Below are 18037 nucleotides of genomic sequence, written 5' to 3' on the forward strand. Positions count from 1 at the left end.
AAACTGACGAAGCAGAGGATATACATAAAGAACCGAGGAAAGATAGAAGCGAGGGATTTCAAGGACAAAGACAGAGGAAAAGGCAGCTATGGTGAATATGCAGAACGGATCATAGAGGAGGCCTGCGAGGGAGCGATTGATTTCAGCATATTTGAGAGGAGCGAGCCTGTTTTCGATGGAAGCAGCGGAACCCAGACACTGATCAGAAGCCTTAGCATGAACAGAGGCATACCGCTAAGCTAGATGATAATCATTTTGGATCTGTCAACCAAAAACTCCACAACAACTTGACACCGCCAGTTTCTAGCTGCATTTTGATCAGAAATAACGATTCCATTAAGATTTAATATTTGAGCATTAACAGCAAGAACACATAAAAAATTGTGCTGATCGCGCCTTCTATACATCATAGGATTTCGTGGATCAAAATATAAGTTCACATAGGAATGCAGTTCCTTTCCATTTGGGATGGTTTTATTTCGTCTTTCTTGAACATCTGGATCAGCAATGGATTCATGTTGAAAATCAATATTGTTGTATGATAATATACCATGTTTAATCACTGTAGGGATATTTTTTATAGGCATTATATTATATAACACTCGTTTTTTTGTTAAACGAAAAAAGAGTTCGGCATAATTCATAATATTACTCCTAAGCAAGGATATCTTGCTTATTTTTACACCCCTCTACCTATTAGATTACTCAGTTATAATTTCTTTATGTCATTTTATCATAGAGTCCCATGGAAACCAATAGATATGTCAGCATCTTCTCAAAAGTTTGTTTAACCTGCATATCTATTATCTCCTCTATCTCCTCCAAATTAAATCCTGTTTAAATCGTGTGGTAAACTGCACATTATACTTCACGGGCATCCTTAAGCGATTCCATCGTCGAATATCTCGGCGCGGAAGGATCCTCCTTCCGTTTCCATCCTTCTTCAATCGCTGCTGCAGTAGTATGGCTTGGCACTTCCAATTTTAATTCTAATCGAAACATTTTATCATTATATCAAACGAATTTTATTGTATTTTTGATAAAGAAAGCAGCTTCTCAAAAAGCTTCTGGCTTTCTAAGAGGCTGCCTATAAAAATGTGTTGGGTCGTAATTTACCTTACTTTAACTTTCTTCACTTTACTGTAATCACCGTAAATCTTTGTCTTTCCGACTTTCTTGTATGCACGGACTTTCACATAGTATGTTTTTCTCGCTTTCAGCTTTTTGATAGTCCGCTTCACCGTCTTGTTTTTGCTGATAGTGATATTTTTTTTGCCTTTTTTGAACTTTTTGTTCTGGGCGTATGTAATCTGATAGCCGGTCGCTTTGTTGTCTCGTTTCCAGCTTACGGTCATACGTTTTTTGCCTTTTTTGACTTTCACACCCACAGTTTTCTTCGGCTTTACCGTGATGGTAATTCTTTTCGTTGCAGCGTTATACTGGCTGGTTGCCGCTGCTGTGATCGTGATAGTTGCCTTACCCGGCCCCTTCAAAGTTACTCTTCCGATGGTGCTGACGGTTGCCACTCTTGGGTTGCTGGACTTATAGGATAGTTTTGTTTTAGCTTTGGCGTTCAGGTTAAATGGTTTATTTCCGTAGGTCTTTATAACGGATTTTGCAGTGATGGTTTGAGAATTTCTTGCAACTGGCGTTGTTGGTTTTTGTTATTGTAGAGGGGTTTCATCTATTGTTCCGTCACTTGACACAGCCCCGGCATAAGACCAGAGATTAGAGGTTAGATTTAAACGCAAAGCGGGTCTTACTCCAATATCACACATTGCAACATAAGTGCCTCCTTCTGCAATGAAACCATTCTTTGTAACATATACAGCACCAGATGCCTCCTCCACAGAACCATAAGAACGTAGCCACCACGTATCATTATTAGCTGTGTCTCCTATTTTCCAATTGACATAATCTGTGTCTTTAGAAATTCTTGTCGGTGTATTCTGCTGAGTGTCTGGGAACCCATAGGTACTATTTTTTGCTTCTGTTACAGAAAGTAAAAAAACTTTATCAGTAGTATGAGGTCCTGCATTATTCATAATCTTTTTCTCATAAATTGCGTTCTTTTCTTGTTCATTAAATGCCACATCTATGAAATTTTTCTGTGTAAAATTTTCTTTTGCTGAATTATAATCACTGCCATATCCATTAAGCCAGCTTCTAATAATGGAACGACTCCAAACACCACCGCCTTCATCTGTATTATACATCAAATCTTTTTCTAAATTTTTATCGGCCAATAGCAATGCTTCATCACCATCTACCGACAACACCCTCCATTTAATCGGGTCGTTATTGAACCCACCGTTCCCATCCGAACTCTGTGGATAGTGTCCAAACCAGACGCAATCCCAGGTGACGATTCCGTCCGATGCGGTTCTTGGGTTCTGCAGGTTTGTTGTTGCCGCGCTGGCCTTCGATACATTCATCGGCATCGCCAGTGTCACCAGCATCAATAACGCAACCGCTATCGCTATCCACCGATGCCATTTCTTCTCTACACTCATATTCAAGAGGTTCCCTCCTTCAAGACGTTCGATTCCGGCATCCCTAAGCGACGGTAACCTCTCTCCCGTTTCTCCCTAATGCTACTTGAACCGTTTGAATGACTTTCTGTTCCGCAATCATCCTCTTGTTCACATACTTAATCTCAGTGTATCGCATTTTCCAGATTCCTGCATTAACATAGGTTAACAAACCAGACTTTTTTGATGTTTTTATGTATTTTTCTACATATTCTTCACAAATTCTGTTTCTTTTCTATCAGTATGCCACGTTTCTTTCGCACAATTTGAGAGTCTGGATACAATCCATCGGAACACAAAAAGACTGCCGCCAGCCCCAAGACCAGCAGCAGTTCAAACAACCCGTTCCTTTTTACAACCTGTATATCTCATCTTGTGGAGTATCGAAAAGCCGCTCCTTTCCCTCCAGCAGATTCAGCATCTTCAAACAGTATTCATATCTTCTGAGTATAAAATTCTCTGCTCCATGTTTGTTCTTATCGATCATCCCCATGGCAGTAAAAATCGTAAAAAATTCCGACAAAAGCTGCCTGATGTACCGTTTCTTGATCATAGATCTCATCTGTTACATCCATGCTTGCAGATGAATAGGTGCCTAAATTATGTTTCGAAATCTCCGGCAAATCGCCTTTTTCTTGAATGGCTTCAATCCCTTCTTTACAGGTAACCAGAAGCTGCTTATATGCTTTATCCCGATCTACAAAAATCGGCTCATTATACATAATACCAATGCACTTAATACTGTACCTATAAGATATTTCTTTTTCATCAAATTCATCTCCATTCACCACCTATCTTTACTATTTTTTCCAATAATTCCAAGGCTATCCGTTCCTCAAATTCGGCTGTCAAAGATGCAAGAACACATATTACTGCGGCCATCGCTCTCTTAGACGGAAGATTCTCTCTAACAGATTCAAAAAAGGTAAGCCTTTTTATTTTTCTCAGAAGACTCAGTAGTAAATCCCCATACCGCTTCATCTGTGGTATAATTAAAAAAAATCAAGGAGAAATACATGAACACCAATCATAACCTGCAATTGCTTTCTGCCAAGCTCCCCTTCTGGAGCCATTTATCGGCTCCTGAGCAGCAGTTTCTCTCGCAAAGCATCTCACTTTGCGACTATAAAAAAAACCAAACAATCCATACCGCGGAGTTTGAATGTATCGGGCTCCTTCTTGTCAAGTCCGGAATGATCCGCATCTTTCTGATTTCGGAGGAAGGAAAAGAAGTCACGCTTTACCGGATTTCGGAAGGAGAAGTTTGTGTTCTGTCCGCAGCCTGTGTCCTTCCGTCCATCACGTTTGACATTCACATTGAAGCTGTATCGGATACCACTCTGCTTCAGATTAGCGCGCCTGCCTTTTCCCGTTTGATGAAAGAAAACATTTATGTCGAAGCTTTTGCATATAAAACTGCTTCTCTGCGCTTTTCAGACGTTATGTGGACCATGCAGCAGATTCTTTTCATGCGGTTCGATCAAAGGCTGGCTGTCTTTCTTTTAGAGGAAAGCGCGGCGCGAGATACGGATGTATTAAAAATTACCCATGAACAGATCGCGAAGCTTGTCGGAAGCGCTCGGGAAGTTGTTACACGCATGCTGAATTATTTCGCGGAAGAAGGGTGGGTCACACTGTCCCGTGGAAAAATCGCCGTCAAAGATCGCGACGCATTAAAATCGCTGCTGCAGCATTCCCTGCCGCAGCAGCGGTAATATCGCTAATATCGCTGTCGCTACTTTTTCTTTTTCCCCACTTCTTTTCTCTTTCCTGAGTCTTCCCTCAGCTCCATCGGTTCATGATCTTTTCTCGGTACAATTTCTCCCGTCTCTACAAGGTGAACAAACAGGTCCGCCAGCTTTGGATCAAACTGGCTCCCTCTCTTCCTTTGTATCTCTTCAAGAGCATATTCTACAGAATAAGGGGTTTTATAAGATCTTCGGGAAACCATCGCGTCAAAAGAATCTGCGATACACAAAATTCTGGCAGATAGAGGAATATCCTCTCCCGAAATTTTCCGCGGGTATCCTTTTCCGTCGTAGCGTTCGTGATGTCCGATGACTGCAGGGATTACATAATCCAGCGATGGAAGATGGCGGATAATCCCAACGGAATTCTCTACGTGCCCTTTCATAATCTCATACTCCTGATCCGTCAGCTTTCCCGGCTTATTGAGAATATCTTCCGGAATCCCGATCTTTCCGATATCGTGCAAAAGGCCCGCTTCCCGTATCAGCTCCACAAAGTCCTCTCCCATATCATTTCCGGCGGCCAGGCTTGCCGCATAGTAGGCGACATTTTTCGAGTGATTGAATGTATAATGATCCTTGGTGTCAATGGCGGCAGTCAGCGCATAGATCGTTGAGGCGTATTCCGAGTAGGCATCCTGCTTGTACGCGCTCCCCTCATCTCCGGGCAAGAACGCGTTACTGCTGCCTCCATGGGCCAGCATAATCGCATTTTTCCCTCTGCGTTTCACCTGGTAGACTGCCATATCCGCATTGTCCACCAGTTCTTTCATACTGCCTGCCGCATAAGGATACGAGGAAATACCTCCGCTGACAGTCAGAACTTTCAGCGTGTAATCCTTTTCCGCCTTATTCATATCCATAATCTGCCTGCGTATATTTTCCGCCAGATTTTTCGCAGACAACAGATCATATCCCGGGAGAATTACAGCAAACTCTTTCCCACTGTATCGCGCCGTGTATCCGTTATTTCCCACGCTGGCCGTTATGATTCGAGCCACCCGCTGAAGGGCCAGATCCCCTTCCCTGTATCCGTAAAGCTGATTGTAAAGCTTGAAATCATCCAGGTTGAGGATAATCAGCGCAAGGGAACGGTCTTTATTCTTTTCAAATTCTTCCTGAAGCACTTGATAAAAACACTTTCGATTCAAAAGCCCGGTCAGATCATCCGTCCTGGCTTCCGCGTAAGCTTTCTCGTACAGCCTGGAATTCTTAACCGCGATGGATCCGATGGAGCTGATCGAGGATAAGAAGCCAATGTCATCGTATGTAAATCGTCCATTTTTTTCCTTTGCGGAAATCGCTACAAACCCAATCAGAAAATCTCCGTCTCTAAGGGGCAGAAACACCTCAACTCCCAGATCCCGAATCTGCTTTTTTTCGCTCTCCCACATGGATTTGTAAACGGTAAGACATCGGAACTCATCCATAAAAAGGAAATCACACTTTTGCTTCAGGTAGACAACAATCGGATTGGAAGCTTTCAGAGAAACTTGTTTACTGTCCAGCGGACTGGCGCTGTAAGCGATATCATATCTGCTCCCATCGCTGTCCGCAATGAAAATAAATACTTTCTGCACTCCAAGAAGCTGGCGTACCGCGTCCGTTACATATTTCAGCACCTGATTGATTTCAAGGCTCCGGGAAACATTTTCACTAAACTCTTTCAGGGCATCGGATTTTACCAGTTCGTCCTTGATGAAAACGCCGTCCACAAACTTTTTCACCCCATAATACAGCAAGAAAGTCAGAAGGGTAAAGAGAACTGCCGTAATCAGGATGTAATTATCCGCGTACCTCCCCAAAATCGAACGAATAACGCTTGCCAAAGGGACAATTACATTCGAAAAGAGCAGAATCGCGATCGCCATTACCACAATATAGCAGCTTCCCTTTGACACCAAAAGAGTCAGTTTGAACAGACGCCGCCGGTACAAAGCGTAACTCATAAAAATGACCATCAGAAACGCGGAAAGAACATCGATGGGAAATCCTTTGAAAACAGGAACACACAGACAAAGCTGTCCAATAAAAAGGCACAAAATTCCCAGCAGGATCGGACGCAGCTGTCTTTTGCGGATTTCATCCGTTCTGTAACTTTTTCGGAACAGCAGCATCATATGGATCAGAATCAGCGCGCACACAGCAAAGAGGATTCCCACCGTCCATGTCACGTGATAGACAAAACTCACCTGCCCGTCTCCGCTTTCAATCATCTTCGGCGCTTCCAGGAAAAATCCTGTCGCAATATTAATGATATTGATGAGCAGCAGGCTCACCAGCCATACAGGAGTCAGTTTTGATTTTTTCTCTCCCACAAAAGCCTGTCCGAAATAGAAGAGGCCATATGCCATCATCAGAAGGCCAAACAAGGAAACATCATACCAGAACTTTTCTGAAGGCCACAGACGCATACGCATACAAAATGAACCTCCGGTCCACAGAACACTCAGCACCAGCACCAGAATAAACGCGTTATTCAGTTTCGTTCTCCTTGCGGCCATGAAAGCAAACAGAAAAATCCCATAGCCGCCGAGGGCAATTGCGGGAATAAACACATAACTGTTCATTGTTCTGCCCTCCCTTGCTGCCACTCATAAGTATTTTTCTGCAAAGCGGTTAGATTACGCACATCCCGTATAGACGGATTAATTTTCCTCAGCTTTTTCTGATAGGTTTTATTATACTCCGCAAATGTACCGCATTTCAGAATCGTAATCTGAAGAGGATCCATGCCCAAAATCCGCTTTAAATCTTTATAGTCATGATCCACATATTTAAAATAAACCGTCAGATGTTCTTTCAGAATTTCTCTGCTGACCGCCCGGCTCACAAGAGAATCCGGTTTCAATTCTACATACATGTGCATGCGCGGCTTATTTTCCGACGTATATTCTTTCACAGCCAGCCAATCTTCGATATCCAGCCCCGACAAATTCACAACAGTCTGGATCGCGCTCTGGGATATTCTTGTAAACCCCGCGATATCAATAATATCCGCAACTCGGTCAATATAATGAAAACGCGGAAGCTTTGTCTGATCTTTGCTGCTTTCAAGAGCCACGCACCGGTATACATCTCCTACCCGGTAGCGCATAAACGCTCCTCCCTTTAAAACGGAAATCACAATTTCATATTTTTCGCCGGCAAGAACTTCGTTCATCAGACAGGTCTTCGGTTGATAAGAGGGGTCTTCCAGATTCTTATTCATCTCCTCTTCCGGAATGAATTCGTAAAAGCAAGTGTCCGGGAAAAAATACATTCCTTCTCGCGTCCAGGTTTCCGTTCCAATACAGGAAGGCTCTGTTCCCGCGAACAGTTCCATCGGCCGTATTCCCCAAAGCTCTTCCAGTTCATTTTTATAACAGTTGTTATCTGTCCCCGCTACCATAAAACCCTTCAAATCAAACAAGTCTTTTGGCATTATATCTCTGCCTTCTTTTTTGCAGATCCGTTTTGCACGCAGATATCGGGCCAGCCTTTTGGGAGAAACATGGAGTATAGAACCCTTTCCGTTTTTTCCGCTCTCGCTGGAAGCCATTTGTGAAAGGGATCTGCTGACATAGTACGCGACACTTCCCAATCCGAAAAAAAAGTCAATCCCTCTGGACATTCCCATTTTAAATCCCTTTTTATTTCTCTCGGAAAAGGAAAGCTTCTCCGCTTCCTCCACAGGCGGCAGAAACTCAACTGTAATTTCGTCACAAAGGGCCCTTGGCATAAGACCGGTAGCATAAGGAAGCGGCGCCAGACCATAAAGCATGGTGTCGCCCGCCTTTGCGCTGAACCGCATTTTTTCCGTACTGGTACACAGAATCATACAGGCAAGGATGTTATTTTTATAGGTATTGAGCATTCCTTCCGTATACGGAGCTACCTTAATCGGATGTTTGCCTCCTTCCCAGGTGGTCTGAATCCAGATAATCGGCTCCGCGGGAAGCATATCCCCCCGTTTCTGAAGCAGAACATCCGCATAATCTTCATAGGTAGTCAGAGGAAACGATTCCCTCAGTTCTTTTACAGAATGTATCGATTTTCCTTTTAAAAGCTTCTTTCCCAGCTGAGAACCCGTCCACAAAGACAACTGTTCTTCCATCAGGCGATTCTGTATATTCATATACTCGTCAATATTCAAATCCAAAAAACCGCAATACTCATTCCAAATATCTTCGGCACGGCTTTGCTTCAGTTTTTCCTCGAATTTCATACATGTTTCCTTTCCCTTTTTAAGGTTCTGATACATTCAGACATACTCTTTCCTGTAGGGATCAGAAAGGGCACTTTCTTCTTGTAACTGCGATAGTCTGCAAAGCAGTTTGGGAATGTCCACACATCCTGTACAATCACATACAGTAAATTACACACGCAAAAAATAACTCCAGCAAGGATTACGGACGGTTCCGGCACAGCGGCGGCAAGGCAGATATACAAACCGACAAACCACAATACTCCCGGATGTCGGCACAAAGCGTACATTCCTTCTGCACACACCTGAGGGTCTCCATCTTTTTTTATATAAGTTTCGCTGAATGGGATCGCAAAAAACAGCGTATAAATAAGAAGGATGAAGAACACTGCCGCCAAAACCAGGGCAACCCACTGCCCAACGCCTCCTATTCCTCCGCGCTCCCAGTTCCGAACCATTAGAATCCCTGTCGCTGTCGCCAAAAGCAGCGCCCCAATGAAAAAAGCCGATTTTATCCATTTGCATTTCTGTTTTACCGAATTAATATCATAAATTGCAAATAGAAGAAAGGCAACCACTCCCGCCGCGATACATGCGCCGTCTGTCATTTAAAAACTTTCCTTTAACTGTCCGGTCCGATACGCGTTCACTAGCGCTCTCAGTTCCTCCACTTCCCGTTCCAGTTCCTTTCCCTGGTCTGTATCCCGTACGGTCATTCGCTTTGGAAGTGTCTCAAGGGTCGTAATCTTTGGCGTATGGAACACCTGAGTTCCATCTTCCTGAAGGGGCTCATAAGGTTTGTGCTCCGAAAGAGCCATAAACCTGGAATTAAAGATAAAGGTATACCCCGCGATCCCGGTCTGTTTCTGATAAGCCTTTGAAATTCCTCCGTCAATGACAATCAGTTTGCCGCCTCCCTTGACCGGACTCTCCCCGTCTTTGATTTTTACAGGCACATGCCCGTTTAAGATATGGGAAGTCTTCGGATCCAGATCAAATTCCGCCAGAATCTTCTCACAGATTACTTTATCATTAATCAGAGAATAGTATTCCGCCGTATGTTCTTTGTGGGTCTTTTTGTCCGCAATGAAACACCGTTCAAAAGTCGTCATCTGATCTTTTCCAAACAAGGGGGAATTATTGCTGAGCCATAAATACCACATAATATCACCGGAACGTCCCGTCTCTTCGGATTCATCCGGTACAAAGTAAGCCATTCTCACCTGTTCGTCCAGGTAATCCATGTAATCCTTTCCCTTTTTCGTAACGCCGTTTACCGTACACTCCTTGAACTCCCCATCCGCGGTCATCGGAATACAGCCATGGAACAGCAGGTTGCCGTTAATGCATTTGTACAAGCTTCCGTGACTGTAAAGAAAACGGATATGCTTTTGCAGCTTTTCACTCTGAAGGAAGGACGCTTCCAGGGAATGAAGCATTTCTTTTTCTTCTTTTGTGAGTTCATAGGGGTTTTCCGGATCAATGGTCGGGAAGTTGGCGTCCCTCAGTTCATAAGTCACGCCTTTTATGTCGATGGTCCCCTTTCCATAATCAATTTTATCCAGCAGCATCCGGTGTTCCAGTTTATATTCAGGATGGGCCATGATTCTCTGTCCCTCTACCTTGAACTGGCAGATAGCGATGGCCTTATTCATCTTCGCCGCCAGTTCCGGATCAACCGGATCGTATTTATTTTCATCAAGGATTTTCGGCTTAAAGTACTCACACGGGTCATCCCCATAAATCGTAGAAGCAAGGACTGCCAGCGGTCGCAGGTTAATCCCGTATCCGATTTCCAGCATATCAAAATTATTGTAGCTGATGTTCATCCGCAGTACGTTTGTAATGCAGGCCCAGTTTCCTGTCGCCGCGCCCATCCAAACGATATCGTGGTTTCCCCACTGAAAATCTACGTCATGGTAATCGAGAAGAAAGTCCATAATGGCGTCCGGATGCGCGCCTCTGTCCCAGATGTCTCCGATGATATGCAGTCTGTCTACCGCCAGGTTGCTGATCAGATTTGCCATCTTGATGATGAATTCTTCCGCCACACCGCACGCTACAATAGAATTGATGATCTCACTGTAGTAGTGGGCTTTATTGGCCTCATCATCCGCATGCAGCAACTCATCCATACTATACGCGAGATATTTCGGAAGCCTTTTGCGCACCTTTGATCTCGTATATTTCGTAGAAACCGATTTACAGATTTCAACAAGCTGGAAAATTGCTTCTTTACACCATTTGTCAAAATCCCGCTCCGAAGCTTTTCTCCGTTTCAGTTCCGCCTCCGCGTTGTACACAAGAGCCGCCAGCGCGTCCCGTTCGTCATGAGAAAGGTCCGGTCCGAAAATTTCATCCACTTTTGTGTGGATGACGCCGGAAGCGCTCTTTAACATGTGGATAAACGCTTCATGCTCGCCATGCAGATCACTTAAAAAATACTCGGTTCCCTTAGGCAGCGCCAGAATCGCGCTCAGGTTAATAATCTCCGCGCAGGCCGCGTTAATGTTTGGATAATCCTTCGACAGATGCCGCAGGAATTGCTCGTCAATCATGATTTCTTTCTTTTCTCCTTCACCAAATACTAATATCTGATTATTTTTTCCTGTTTTACGGAATTCTATCAAAATCCGACTTCTGTTTACATTGTAACATAACTGAAATCTCGCCGCAATTTTGAATTGGTTACAATAATAAAATTATATCAAATTGGCAGAAATATGCAATCTGCCGCGCAAACTTTCTATAATTTGGAAACTAATTTAAAACATGAGAAAGGAAGCGGAGTTACGCTGATAATCAGTGGATAATCCGCAGGAAATCAGCGGGCAAACATCAGGAAACCAGCGGGCAAACATCCCGCCCCGCTTCCCGAAGGTGTTCGCCCAGAGCTTCCCTTCCATTGCATCATGGATCGCTTCCAGCGTACTCCACAGGATTTCTGTCTGTGCTGCGAGATTTGCTAATTTGTCTTGAATATAAATTCTTGAATCATTTCTCATCTCCTTGTAGATTCCTGTCCATTTTAATTCAGAACAAATCCCTGAAATTATGGAACAGAAGTTGCGGCGCGCGAATAAATTGGCAAAAATTCTGGGCTTGGTGCGCGATGCGCGAACATTTTGGGCAAAAGGAACGAGTAGTTGCATTTTTCCCCAAAATTCTCCCTTCGTCTCTTTGTTTTTAAGATCTAAATTTCCAAATATGGAATATATAGTAAAATTTGCTTCAAAATCCGCAATTCTGATTTCGGAAAGGCAATCATGTTCGCACCCATGTCTCCTTCGTACTTGACATTATAAAAAACACCTCCAAAGTAACAGATTTTTATATTTTATCTGTCTACTTTAGAGGTATCATATCAAAATCAATATGGGTGGTAATTACTACTAAATTAATACACCTTTTTACATTTTTTTGCGTTAACTTCGTACACCATTCCGGATGGTTTTTTACGCCATTTTTACACCAAATAGCGATAATTTACAATAAATGGCAACAATCACCATCATTTTTTCAATAGTTTCAACCATTGAAATTTCAACGTATTTACCGGATCTCCCGAATATTGAACGGAGTGTTCTGATATACATAATAATTGAGCCAGTTGGAGAACAGCAGGTTCGCGTGGGCTCTCCAGCGGAACAGGATCTCCTGCTCCGGATCATCGTTCTTAAAATAGTTGGCAGGGACCTGGATGTCCAGTCCTTTTTTTACATCGCGGAAATATTCTCCCGCCAGAGTATCCTTATCGTATTCCTGGTGGCCGAGAACGAAAATCTGCCGGCCGTTTTCCGTGGAAATGATATGAGGCCCGACCTCCGGCGATTCTGCCAGAATCCGCAGTTCCGGATGCTTCAGGACATCCTCTTTCCAGATCTCCGTATGTCTGGAATGGGGAGCGTAGAAGATCGAATCAAATCCCCTCATCAGCGGATTATGGGCTCTGGTCACCCGGTGCTCGAAAACGCCGAACACCTTCTGATCCAGCAGGTGCTTGTCGATTCCGTAATAGTAGTAAAGCGCTGCCTGCGCCCCCCAGCAGATAAACATATTGCTGTAAACATGCGTCTTGCAGAACTCAAAAATTTCGCATAGCTCCTTCCAGTAGTCCACCTGCTCATAAGGCATCTGCTCCACCGGCGCTCCGGTCAGAATCATCCCGTCAAAATATTCATGCTTAATCTCGTCAAGAGTCTTATAGAACGTATCCATATGCTCCTGGGAGATATGGGTGGATTCATGGGAATCCATCTGCACCAGAGTCATCTCCACCTGCAGCGGACTGTTTGCCAGCACTCTGGCAAGCTGCGTCTCTGTGGCGATTTTAGTCGGCATCAGATTGACGATTACGATTTTCAGCGGACGGATATCCTGCGTCGTCGCCCTGGCCTGCTCCATGGTAAAAATATTCTCATTCTGCAGCGCTTCTGCCGCAGGCAGTTCGTTCGGTATGATTAAAGGCATTGATACTTCTTGTGTCCTCCTGTTTTCCGTTTATTTCACTTTATCGAGAGCCTGATCAAAGTCATAGATAATGTCTTCAATGGCTTCCAGACCTACCGATACCCGAATCAGGGACGGGCTGATTCCCGCCGCGATCTGTTCCTCTTCCGAAAGCTGTCTGTGGGTTGTGCTGGCAGGGTGCAGCACAGAAGTGCGGATATCGCCCACATGTACAACGATACTGGTCAGTTCCAGATGCTCCAGGAATTTTTCTCCTGCCTCTTTTCCACCCTTCACGCCAAAGCAGAGTACGCCGCTCTGTCCCTTGGGAAGATATTTCTGCGCCAGCTCATAGTACTTATCGCCTTTGAGACCCGGATAAGCAACCCAGTCCACCATCGGATGATCTTTCAGATGCTCTGCCAGTTTCATGGCGTTTTCACAGTGACGTTCCATACGGATATGCAGCGTCTGCAGCCCCTGATGAGTCAGATACGCGTTCATCGGCGCCATCGGACAGCCCAGATCCCGTACCAGTACTGCCGTCAGTCTCGTGCAGAAGGCGGTCGGACCGAACTTTTCATAAAAGCGCAGTCCGTGGTAGCTTTCGTCCGGTTCGGTCAGACCCGGGAATTTATCCGACGCGGCCCAGTCAAACTTTCCGCTCTCCACAATCGCGCCGCCTACGCAGCTGGCGTGTCCGTCCGCGTACTTGGTCGTGGACTGAATCACGATATCGGCTCCCAGTTCCAGGGGGCGGCATAAAGCCGGAGTTGCCAGCGTGTTATCTACAACCAGCGGAACTCCGATTTCCCTCGCGACCTTTGAAAACTTCTCAAAATCCAGAACGCTCAGAGCGGGGTTTCCAAGAGACTCGCCGAATACGGCCTTGGTGTTCGGTCTGGCGAACTTCAGAATTTCCTCCGCCGGAAGATCCTGATCCACAAAGTCCACGTCGATTCCCAGTTTTTTCAGAGAAACGCCCAACAGATTGTGGGTGCCGCCGTAGATGTTGGACGCGGAAATTACATGATCCCCCGCGTTACACAGGTTCAGCACCGTAATCAGAGTAGCCGCCTGTCCGGAGGAAGTGGCAATTCCGGCGGTTCCTCCTTCCAGCAGCGCCATCTTGTTTTCCAGCGCTTTCACCGTAGGGCTTCCCAGCCTGGTATACATAAAATTGGGACTCTCTAAATCAAAAAGATCGGCTACATCCTTCGCGTTATAATAGCGGTAAGTTGTATTCTGCACGATAGGGAGCACCTGAGGCTCTCCGCTCTTCGCCTTGTAGGCGCCGTGCACGCATCTGGTTTCAAACGCGGTTTTTCTTTCTTTTGTCATATGTATATTTCCTCTCTTATTTTTTCATAAATTCATACTCAATATCTTACACGATTTTTCACGAAAAAACAAGGAAATCTCAAAACAGGTTCCGCTTAAAGCCGGTATAGGTCGCCGCAAAATACAGCAGATAGACTCCCGCGAATATCAGCAGGGAAATCCCGTAGTAAAACAGCGCGGAAGTGGGAATCCCGGTATAAAATACAAATCTCTGCCCCGCGTAGATGGAAAGAATTCCGCTGAGGATTACGGCCATCAGCATCGGCCACAGGTAATAGGAGGCAAGCTGTTTCAGCACGATCCGCCCGATTTCCCGTTCCCTGAGTCCCAGCTTGCTCAGAACCTGGTAGCGAAAACGGTATTTCGCCGAATCGCTCAGCTGCTGCACGGAAAGGATCGTCATGGACACGCACAGGAACACGATCGCGATATAAAACAGCGGATAGGCCATAGAAGCAAGGACAAAACGCATTTCTCCCATCATGTTGTCTCTCACCATCACCGTTGCCGCCATGGTTATGATCTCATTGGTGCCGTAGCCCCAGGTAATCACCGCTTCCATTTCCCCGGTCTCCTCGTTTTCATAATCCTTGCTGTCCGCCAGAAGATCCTGCAGACCATCGGGAGCAGATCCTTTCAAATCCGCTGCCAAAAGAGAGTAAAACGGATTCATCGAATTGGCCAGGCGATCCGGAACCACCAGGATATAATCCGCCCCGTTTTCCCCGCTCTGGGCAAAGGGAATCGTTTCAATACCGGCACAGCTGAGGGAATGTCCCGCCGCCTCAATCCCCGTTTCCTTCCGGAAGCGCTGGAAGCTGTCTTTGAGCCGTTCTTTTGTCTGAATCAGATACTGCCGTTCTCCCAGGCGGATCGGCTCTTCTCCCAGCATTTGCCGCAAAGCGTTGTAATCGCTCAGCTTCATATAGGTATCATAATCAAAATACTCGCTGCTGCCGGTGTTTTCCGTCTGCTGGCTTTTGTTCTGAAAGTAGGGAAGGTTCTCCCGCAGCCAGTCGTTCACAGTTGTGCTCCCGTTCTCATAAACCCGGTAGACCCGCAGAGCTTCCGGCTCCGCTTCTTTTTCCAGAATAGCGATCTGCCGGGCGAAATCATCGTCCTTCTCATCGCTGAACATAATGACATCAAAGGGAAGCTCTGTTTCCAGCATCTTGTTCTGATAATCGCTGAGCATCATTGCCGCGGAGCATCCGACCAGAGCCAGAGCCAGCAGCACAGTGATGCTCCCCATAGTAAACCGCATCGTTTTTATCTTGGAAGCCATCTGGCGGAGAAGAAAGATCCGTTCCCCTTTATAAATTCCTTTACCCTGCCGTTCAATGCGGATGGCCGTCAGACCGGAAAGGCCCGCGTAAAAAAGATAGACGCAGACGATCAGCCCCGCGCTCATGGGCCATACATTGGCCATATTGAAGCTTCCTGTAAACAGGAAACTGAAAAACAGGATCGTATAGGCAACCGCGAGAAAGAGCCAGACCGCAGACCGCTTTGTCTGTTTTCTGCGCAGCATCTGGTTCTGCCGGTCCAGATAGAGCAGGTCATAGATCTTCATCTTTTTGAAAGCCCTGCGGTTTCTCCACAGAGCGAGAAAATAAACGGCTCCGAACAGACATACGGTCATCAGCAAGCCGTATCCGCTCACTTCCGCCGACAGATGATAAGCCCTCTGGAAAATATGATAAAAAATCGCCGTCAGAATCTGCTGGAAAAAAAGTCCCGGAAGGATTCCCAGGATCAGCGCCGCCGCTCCGATCAGAAGATTCTCCCTTGTAAACAGCTTCCGTATCTCTTTTCGCTTCATTCCCATCAGCAGGTAGGTTCCGAATTCCCGGCTTCGTTTTTCCAGCATAAAGCGGATCATATAGTGAAACAGCCACGCGATGATGAAAATCAGGAAAAAGGTAACAAGGCACAGCATGGCGGCCATGATACCTCCGCCCTGCGCGTAGAGCGCTTTCAGATCCCTGGAGAAAATCAAGGAATTGAACGCCAGCATCAGCGCGGAAATAATGGTCATGGTCACCAGATAGATCAGGTAGTCCCTCATGGAACGCCTGGCGTTTCGAAAGGCGAGTTTATTCAGCATGGGAAAGCTCACCTCCCGTAAGGGAAAGAACTTCCAGAATCTGATTCAGGAAATCACGCCTCTGCCCGCTGCCCCTGCGCAGCTCGTGAAAAATTTCCCCGTCCTTTAGATTCCCAGTTCCTCCATGATAGCCCCGGCCTTCTCCTTGATTTCCGCTGCCGGACGTTTGCGGATGCTCAGCGCCAGCGTGATGTTTTCTTCCAGAGTCAGCGTGTCCAGGAGATTGAAGTCCTGAAATACAAACCCCAGATGCTCTTTTCTGAAATCCGCCAGCTGATCCTCGGAAAGCGCGGTTATATCCGTATCCCCGTACCAGATATGACCGGAGGTCACCTTGTCGATGGTGGACATCAGGTTCAGCAGCGTGGTTTTTCCCGATCCGGAAGCGCCCATCACTCCTACAAATTCCCCGGATCGCACTTCAAAGCTGATTCGGTTTACCGCCTTGGTTATATTGTCTTTTGTTCCATAATATTTTTCGATATCACAGACTTTGATTGTTCCGTTCATTTCTGTCATTCCTTTCTTTTCTGAATATCTCAAGTATAAAATGAAACAGCAGGCGTTTGTATCGCTGTGTCTTACGCCAGTCTTACAATTTTGAAAGACTTCTTTTCCGGGCATTTCCCTCGCTTTTCACAGGCTCCGGTCTTTCGTAAAAGGTTCCCTTTGGAAAGCGCAGAATCATCTTCATGCCCTTCCCCTCTTCCGATTCGGCGTGAATCTGGATTCCCAGTTTTTCGCACAATTTCCTGCAAAGATAAAGCCCCATGCCGGTAGACGCCCGGCTGCCGCGTCCGTTGGTTCCGGTAAATCCCTTATCAAAAATACGAACCAGCTCTTCCCGCCGTATCCCGACCCCCTCATCGGAAATGGCAAGCTGTACCCCGTTTTTTATGTCTTCCGCTTCAACGCGGATTGTCCCCTTTTCTCCTTTTTTGTATTTAGCCGCATTGATGAGAATCTGACTGAGAATAAAAATCAGCCATTTTTCATCACAAAAAACCGTTCCACATTCTGTGCGCACAGTAATCCGCATCCCGTTTTGAATCAGAAATGCTTTGTTTTTGGCAATCGCCTGATAGACCACCTCCTGCAGATCCAGTTCTTTCATCAGATAATCCTGGTACACAAAATCCGATCGGGCGTAAAAAAGCGCGGATTCAATGTAATTTTCAATTTTTCCAAGCTCCGGGCGGATTTTTCTCGCCAGGGTCTTTTCCCCGGATCCGGTCTGATTGTCGCAGATCAGTTCAATAGCGGTCACCGGAATCTTGGCGTCGTGAACCCAGCTTTCAATATATTCCCGGTAATCTTTCTGCTCTGCCTCCAGGCGGTGGATTTCTTCGATTACCGATTTGTTTGACTCTTTCAGAAGACGGGCGTAAATCTGATCCTCACAGCGGTACGGACGTTTGATCAGCTCTCCAAGAAGATAGGGCCGATCAAGGCCGGAGAGAATTCCCTCCAGTTCTTTGAAATATCTGCGCCGTGAAAGATAGGCGCAGATGAAATAAGCGGCCGCCGCTGCCGCCCATCCGATGAGAATCAGCCCTACCATTCCCCCTTCGGTTCCGCCGGCTGTCAGAAAAAGCGACAGCGCCGCCATTCCCGCCAGATTCAGCAGAATCGCGGCGGTCCGATCCCTGAGATATCCGCGTATCGTCATGCTGCA

The 18037-nt window shown here is 45.8% G+C and carries 16 protein-coding genes; 2 read left to right on the plus strand and 14 right to left on the minus strand.

Going from position 1 to position 18037, the window contains the following annotated elements; all coding sequences use genetic code 11:
* The coding region (locus H9L42_RS11335) for a hypothetical protein (protein WP_187303511.1) at positions 1-243 on the plus strand (243 nt) is incomplete at its 5' end.
* Here the strand turns inward: H9L42_RS11335 and H9L42_RS11340 are convergent.
* From H9L42_RS11340 to H9L42_RS11355, 4 genes are all read right to left on the minus strand, one after another.
* A complete protein-coding gene (locus H9L42_RS11340; protein ID WP_187303512.1) occupies positions 240-644 on the minus strand; it encodes a DarT ssDNA thymidine ADP-ribosyltransferase family protein in 405 nt (134 codons plus the stop codon). The genes H9L42_RS11335 and H9L42_RS11340 overlap by 4 nt on opposite strands.
* Before the next feature lie 468 nt (positions 645-1112).
* Positions 1113-1625, minus strand: coding sequence for a fibronectin type III domain-containing protein (locus H9L42_RS11345; RefSeq protein WP_346726316.1), 513 nt, complete (start codon positions 1623-1625; stop codon positions 1113-1115).
* Positions 1626-1664: 39 nt separating this feature from the next.
* Entirely contained in the window at positions 1665-2513 is an 849-nt protein-coding gene (locus tag H9L42_RS11350) for a DUF6273 domain-containing protein (RefSeq protein WP_207734967.1), read from the minus strand.
* A gap of 494 nt (positions 2514-3007) precedes the next feature.
* Positions 3008-3319 (minus strand): hypothetical protein, encoded by a 312-nt coding sequence (locus H9L42_RS11355; protein WP_187303515.1) that lies wholly within the window; start codon positions 3317-3319, stop codon positions 3008-3010.
* A gap of 228 nt (positions 3320-3547) precedes the next feature.
* Here H9L42_RS11355 and H9L42_RS11360 point away from each other — a divergent pair, with 228 nt between their 5' ends.
* Positions 3548-4246, plus strand: coding sequence for a Crp/Fnr family transcriptional regulator (locus H9L42_RS11360; RefSeq protein WP_187303516.1), 699 nt, complete (start codon positions 3548-3550; stop codon positions 4244-4246).
* A 20-nt stretch (positions 4247-4266) separates the two neighbouring features.
* Here the strand turns inward: H9L42_RS11360 and H9L42_RS11365 are convergent, their stop codons facing one another.
* The 10 genes from H9L42_RS11365 to H9L42_RS11410 form a co-directional block, all read right to left on the minus strand.
* Positions 4267-6849 (minus strand): HD domain-containing phosphohydrolase, encoded by a 2583-nt coding sequence (locus tag H9L42_RS11365; RefSeq protein ID WP_187303517.1) that lies wholly within the window; start codon positions 6847-6849, stop codon positions 4267-4269.
* Positions 6846-8486: a GH3 domain-containing protein gene (locus H9L42_RS11370; RefSeq protein ID WP_187303518.1), complete on the minus strand. Its 1641-nt coding sequence runs from the start codon at positions 8484-8486 to the stop codon at positions 6846-6848. The genes H9L42_RS11365 and H9L42_RS11370 overlap by 4 nt, the downstream gene beginning before the upstream one ends.
* Positions 8483-9073, minus strand: a complete 591-nt coding sequence (locus tag H9L42_RS11375) for a methyltransferase family protein (protein ID WP_187303519.1) — start codon at positions 9071-9073, stop codon at positions 8483-8485. Before H9L42_RS11375 ends, H9L42_RS11370 begins: the two co-directional genes overlap by 4 nt.
* Positions 9074-11023: a fructose-1,6-bisphosphatase gene (locus tag H9L42_RS11380; RefSeq protein WP_187303520.1), complete on the minus strand. Its 1950-nt coding sequence runs from the start codon at positions 11021-11023 to the stop codon at positions 9074-9076.
* A gap of 207 nt (positions 11024-11230) precedes the next feature.
* Positions 11231-11617, minus strand: a complete 387-nt coding sequence (locus tag H9L42_RS11385) for a hypothetical protein (RefSeq protein ID WP_187303521.1) — start codon at positions 11615-11617, stop codon at positions 11231-11233.
* A 400-nt stretch (positions 11618-12017) separates the two neighbouring features.
* On the minus strand, positions 12018-12935 hold the full coding sequence (gene metA / locus H9L42_RS11390) for a homoserine O-acetyltransferase MetA (RefSeq protein ID WP_187303522.1): 918 nt from the start codon (positions 12933-12935) through the stop codon (positions 12018-12020).
* A 30-nt stretch (positions 12936-12965) separates the two neighbouring features.
* Positions 12966-14255: an O-acetylhomoserine aminocarboxypropyltransferase/cysteine synthase family protein gene (locus H9L42_RS11395; protein WP_187303523.1), complete on the minus strand. Its 1290-nt coding sequence runs from the start codon at positions 14253-14255 to the stop codon at positions 12966-12968.
* 79 nt (positions 14256-14334) lie between these two features.
* Positions 14335-16362: an ABC transporter permease gene (locus H9L42_RS11400; protein WP_187303524.1), complete on the minus strand. Its 2028-nt coding sequence runs from the start codon at positions 16360-16362 to the stop codon at positions 14335-14337.
* Positions 16363-16467: 105 nt separating this feature from the next.
* Positions 16468-16872 (minus strand): ABC transporter ATP-binding protein, encoded by a 405-nt coding sequence (locus H9L42_RS11405; RefSeq protein WP_187303525.1) that lies wholly within the window; start codon positions 16870-16872, stop codon positions 16468-16470.
* A gap of 82 nt (positions 16873-16954) precedes the next feature.
* On the minus strand, positions 16955-18031 hold the full coding sequence (locus H9L42_RS11410; RefSeq protein WP_187303526.1) for a sensor histidine kinase: 1077 nt from the start codon (positions 18029-18031) through the stop codon (positions 16955-16957).
* Positions 18032-18037 lie beyond the last annotated feature (6 nt).

Origin of the sequence: Zhenpiania hominis, from assembly GCF_014333425.1 — a bacterium.
Classification (GTDB): Bacteria; Bacillota; Clostridia; order Peptostreptococcales; family Anaerovoracaceae; genus Hominibacterium; species Hominibacterium hominis.

Coding starts and splice junctions, on each gene's coding strand:
- H9L42_RS11350 (WP_207734967.1), bottom strand. CDS start 2,513: ATGAGTGTAGAGAAGAAATGGCATCGGTGGATAGCGATAGCGGTTGCG.
- H9L42_RS11340 (WP_187303512.1), bottom strand. CDS start 644: ATGAATTATGCCGAACTCTTTTTTCGTTTAACAAAAAAACGAGTGTTA.
- H9L42_RS11410 (WP_187303526.1), bottom strand. CDS start 18,031: ATGACGATACGCGGATATCTCAGGGATCGGACCGCCGCGATTCTGCTG.
- metA (WP_187303522.1), bottom strand. CDS start 12,935: ATGCCTTTAATCATACCGAACGAACTGCCTGCGGCAGAAGCGCTGCAG.
- H9L42_RS11375 (WP_187303519.1), bottom strand. CDS start 9,073: ATGACAGACGGCGCATGTATCGCGGCGGGAGTGGTTGCCTTTCTTCTA.
- H9L42_RS11400 (WP_187303524.1), bottom strand. CDS start 16,362: ATGCTGAATAAACTCGCCTTTCGAAACGCCAGGCGTTCCATGAGGGAC.
- H9L42_RS11405 (WP_187303525.1), bottom strand. CDS start 16,872: ATGAACGGAACAATCAAAGTCTGTGATATCGAAAAATATTATGGAACA.
- H9L42_RS11370 (WP_187303518.1), bottom strand. CDS start 8,486: ATGAAATTCGAGGAAAAACTGAAGCAAAGCCGTGCCGAAGATATTTGG.
- H9L42_RS11380 (WP_187303520.1), bottom strand. CDS start 11,023: ATGATTGACGAGCAATTCCTGCGGCATCTGTCGAAGGATTATCCAAAC.
- H9L42_RS11395 (WP_187303523.1), bottom strand. CDS start 14,255: ATGACAAAAGAAAGAAAAACCGCGTTTGAAACCAGATGCGTGCACGGC.
- H9L42_RS11360 (WP_187303516.1), top strand. CDS start 3,548: ATGAACACCAATCATAACCTGCAATTGCTTTCTGCCAAGCTCCCCTTC.
- H9L42_RS11385 (WP_187303521.1), bottom strand. CDS start 11,617: ATGCAACTACTCGTTCCTTTTGCCCAAAATGTTCGCGCATCGCGCACC.
- H9L42_RS11365 (WP_187303517.1), bottom strand. CDS start 6,849: ATGAACAGTTATGTGTTTATTCCCGCAATTGCCCTCGGCGGCTATGGG.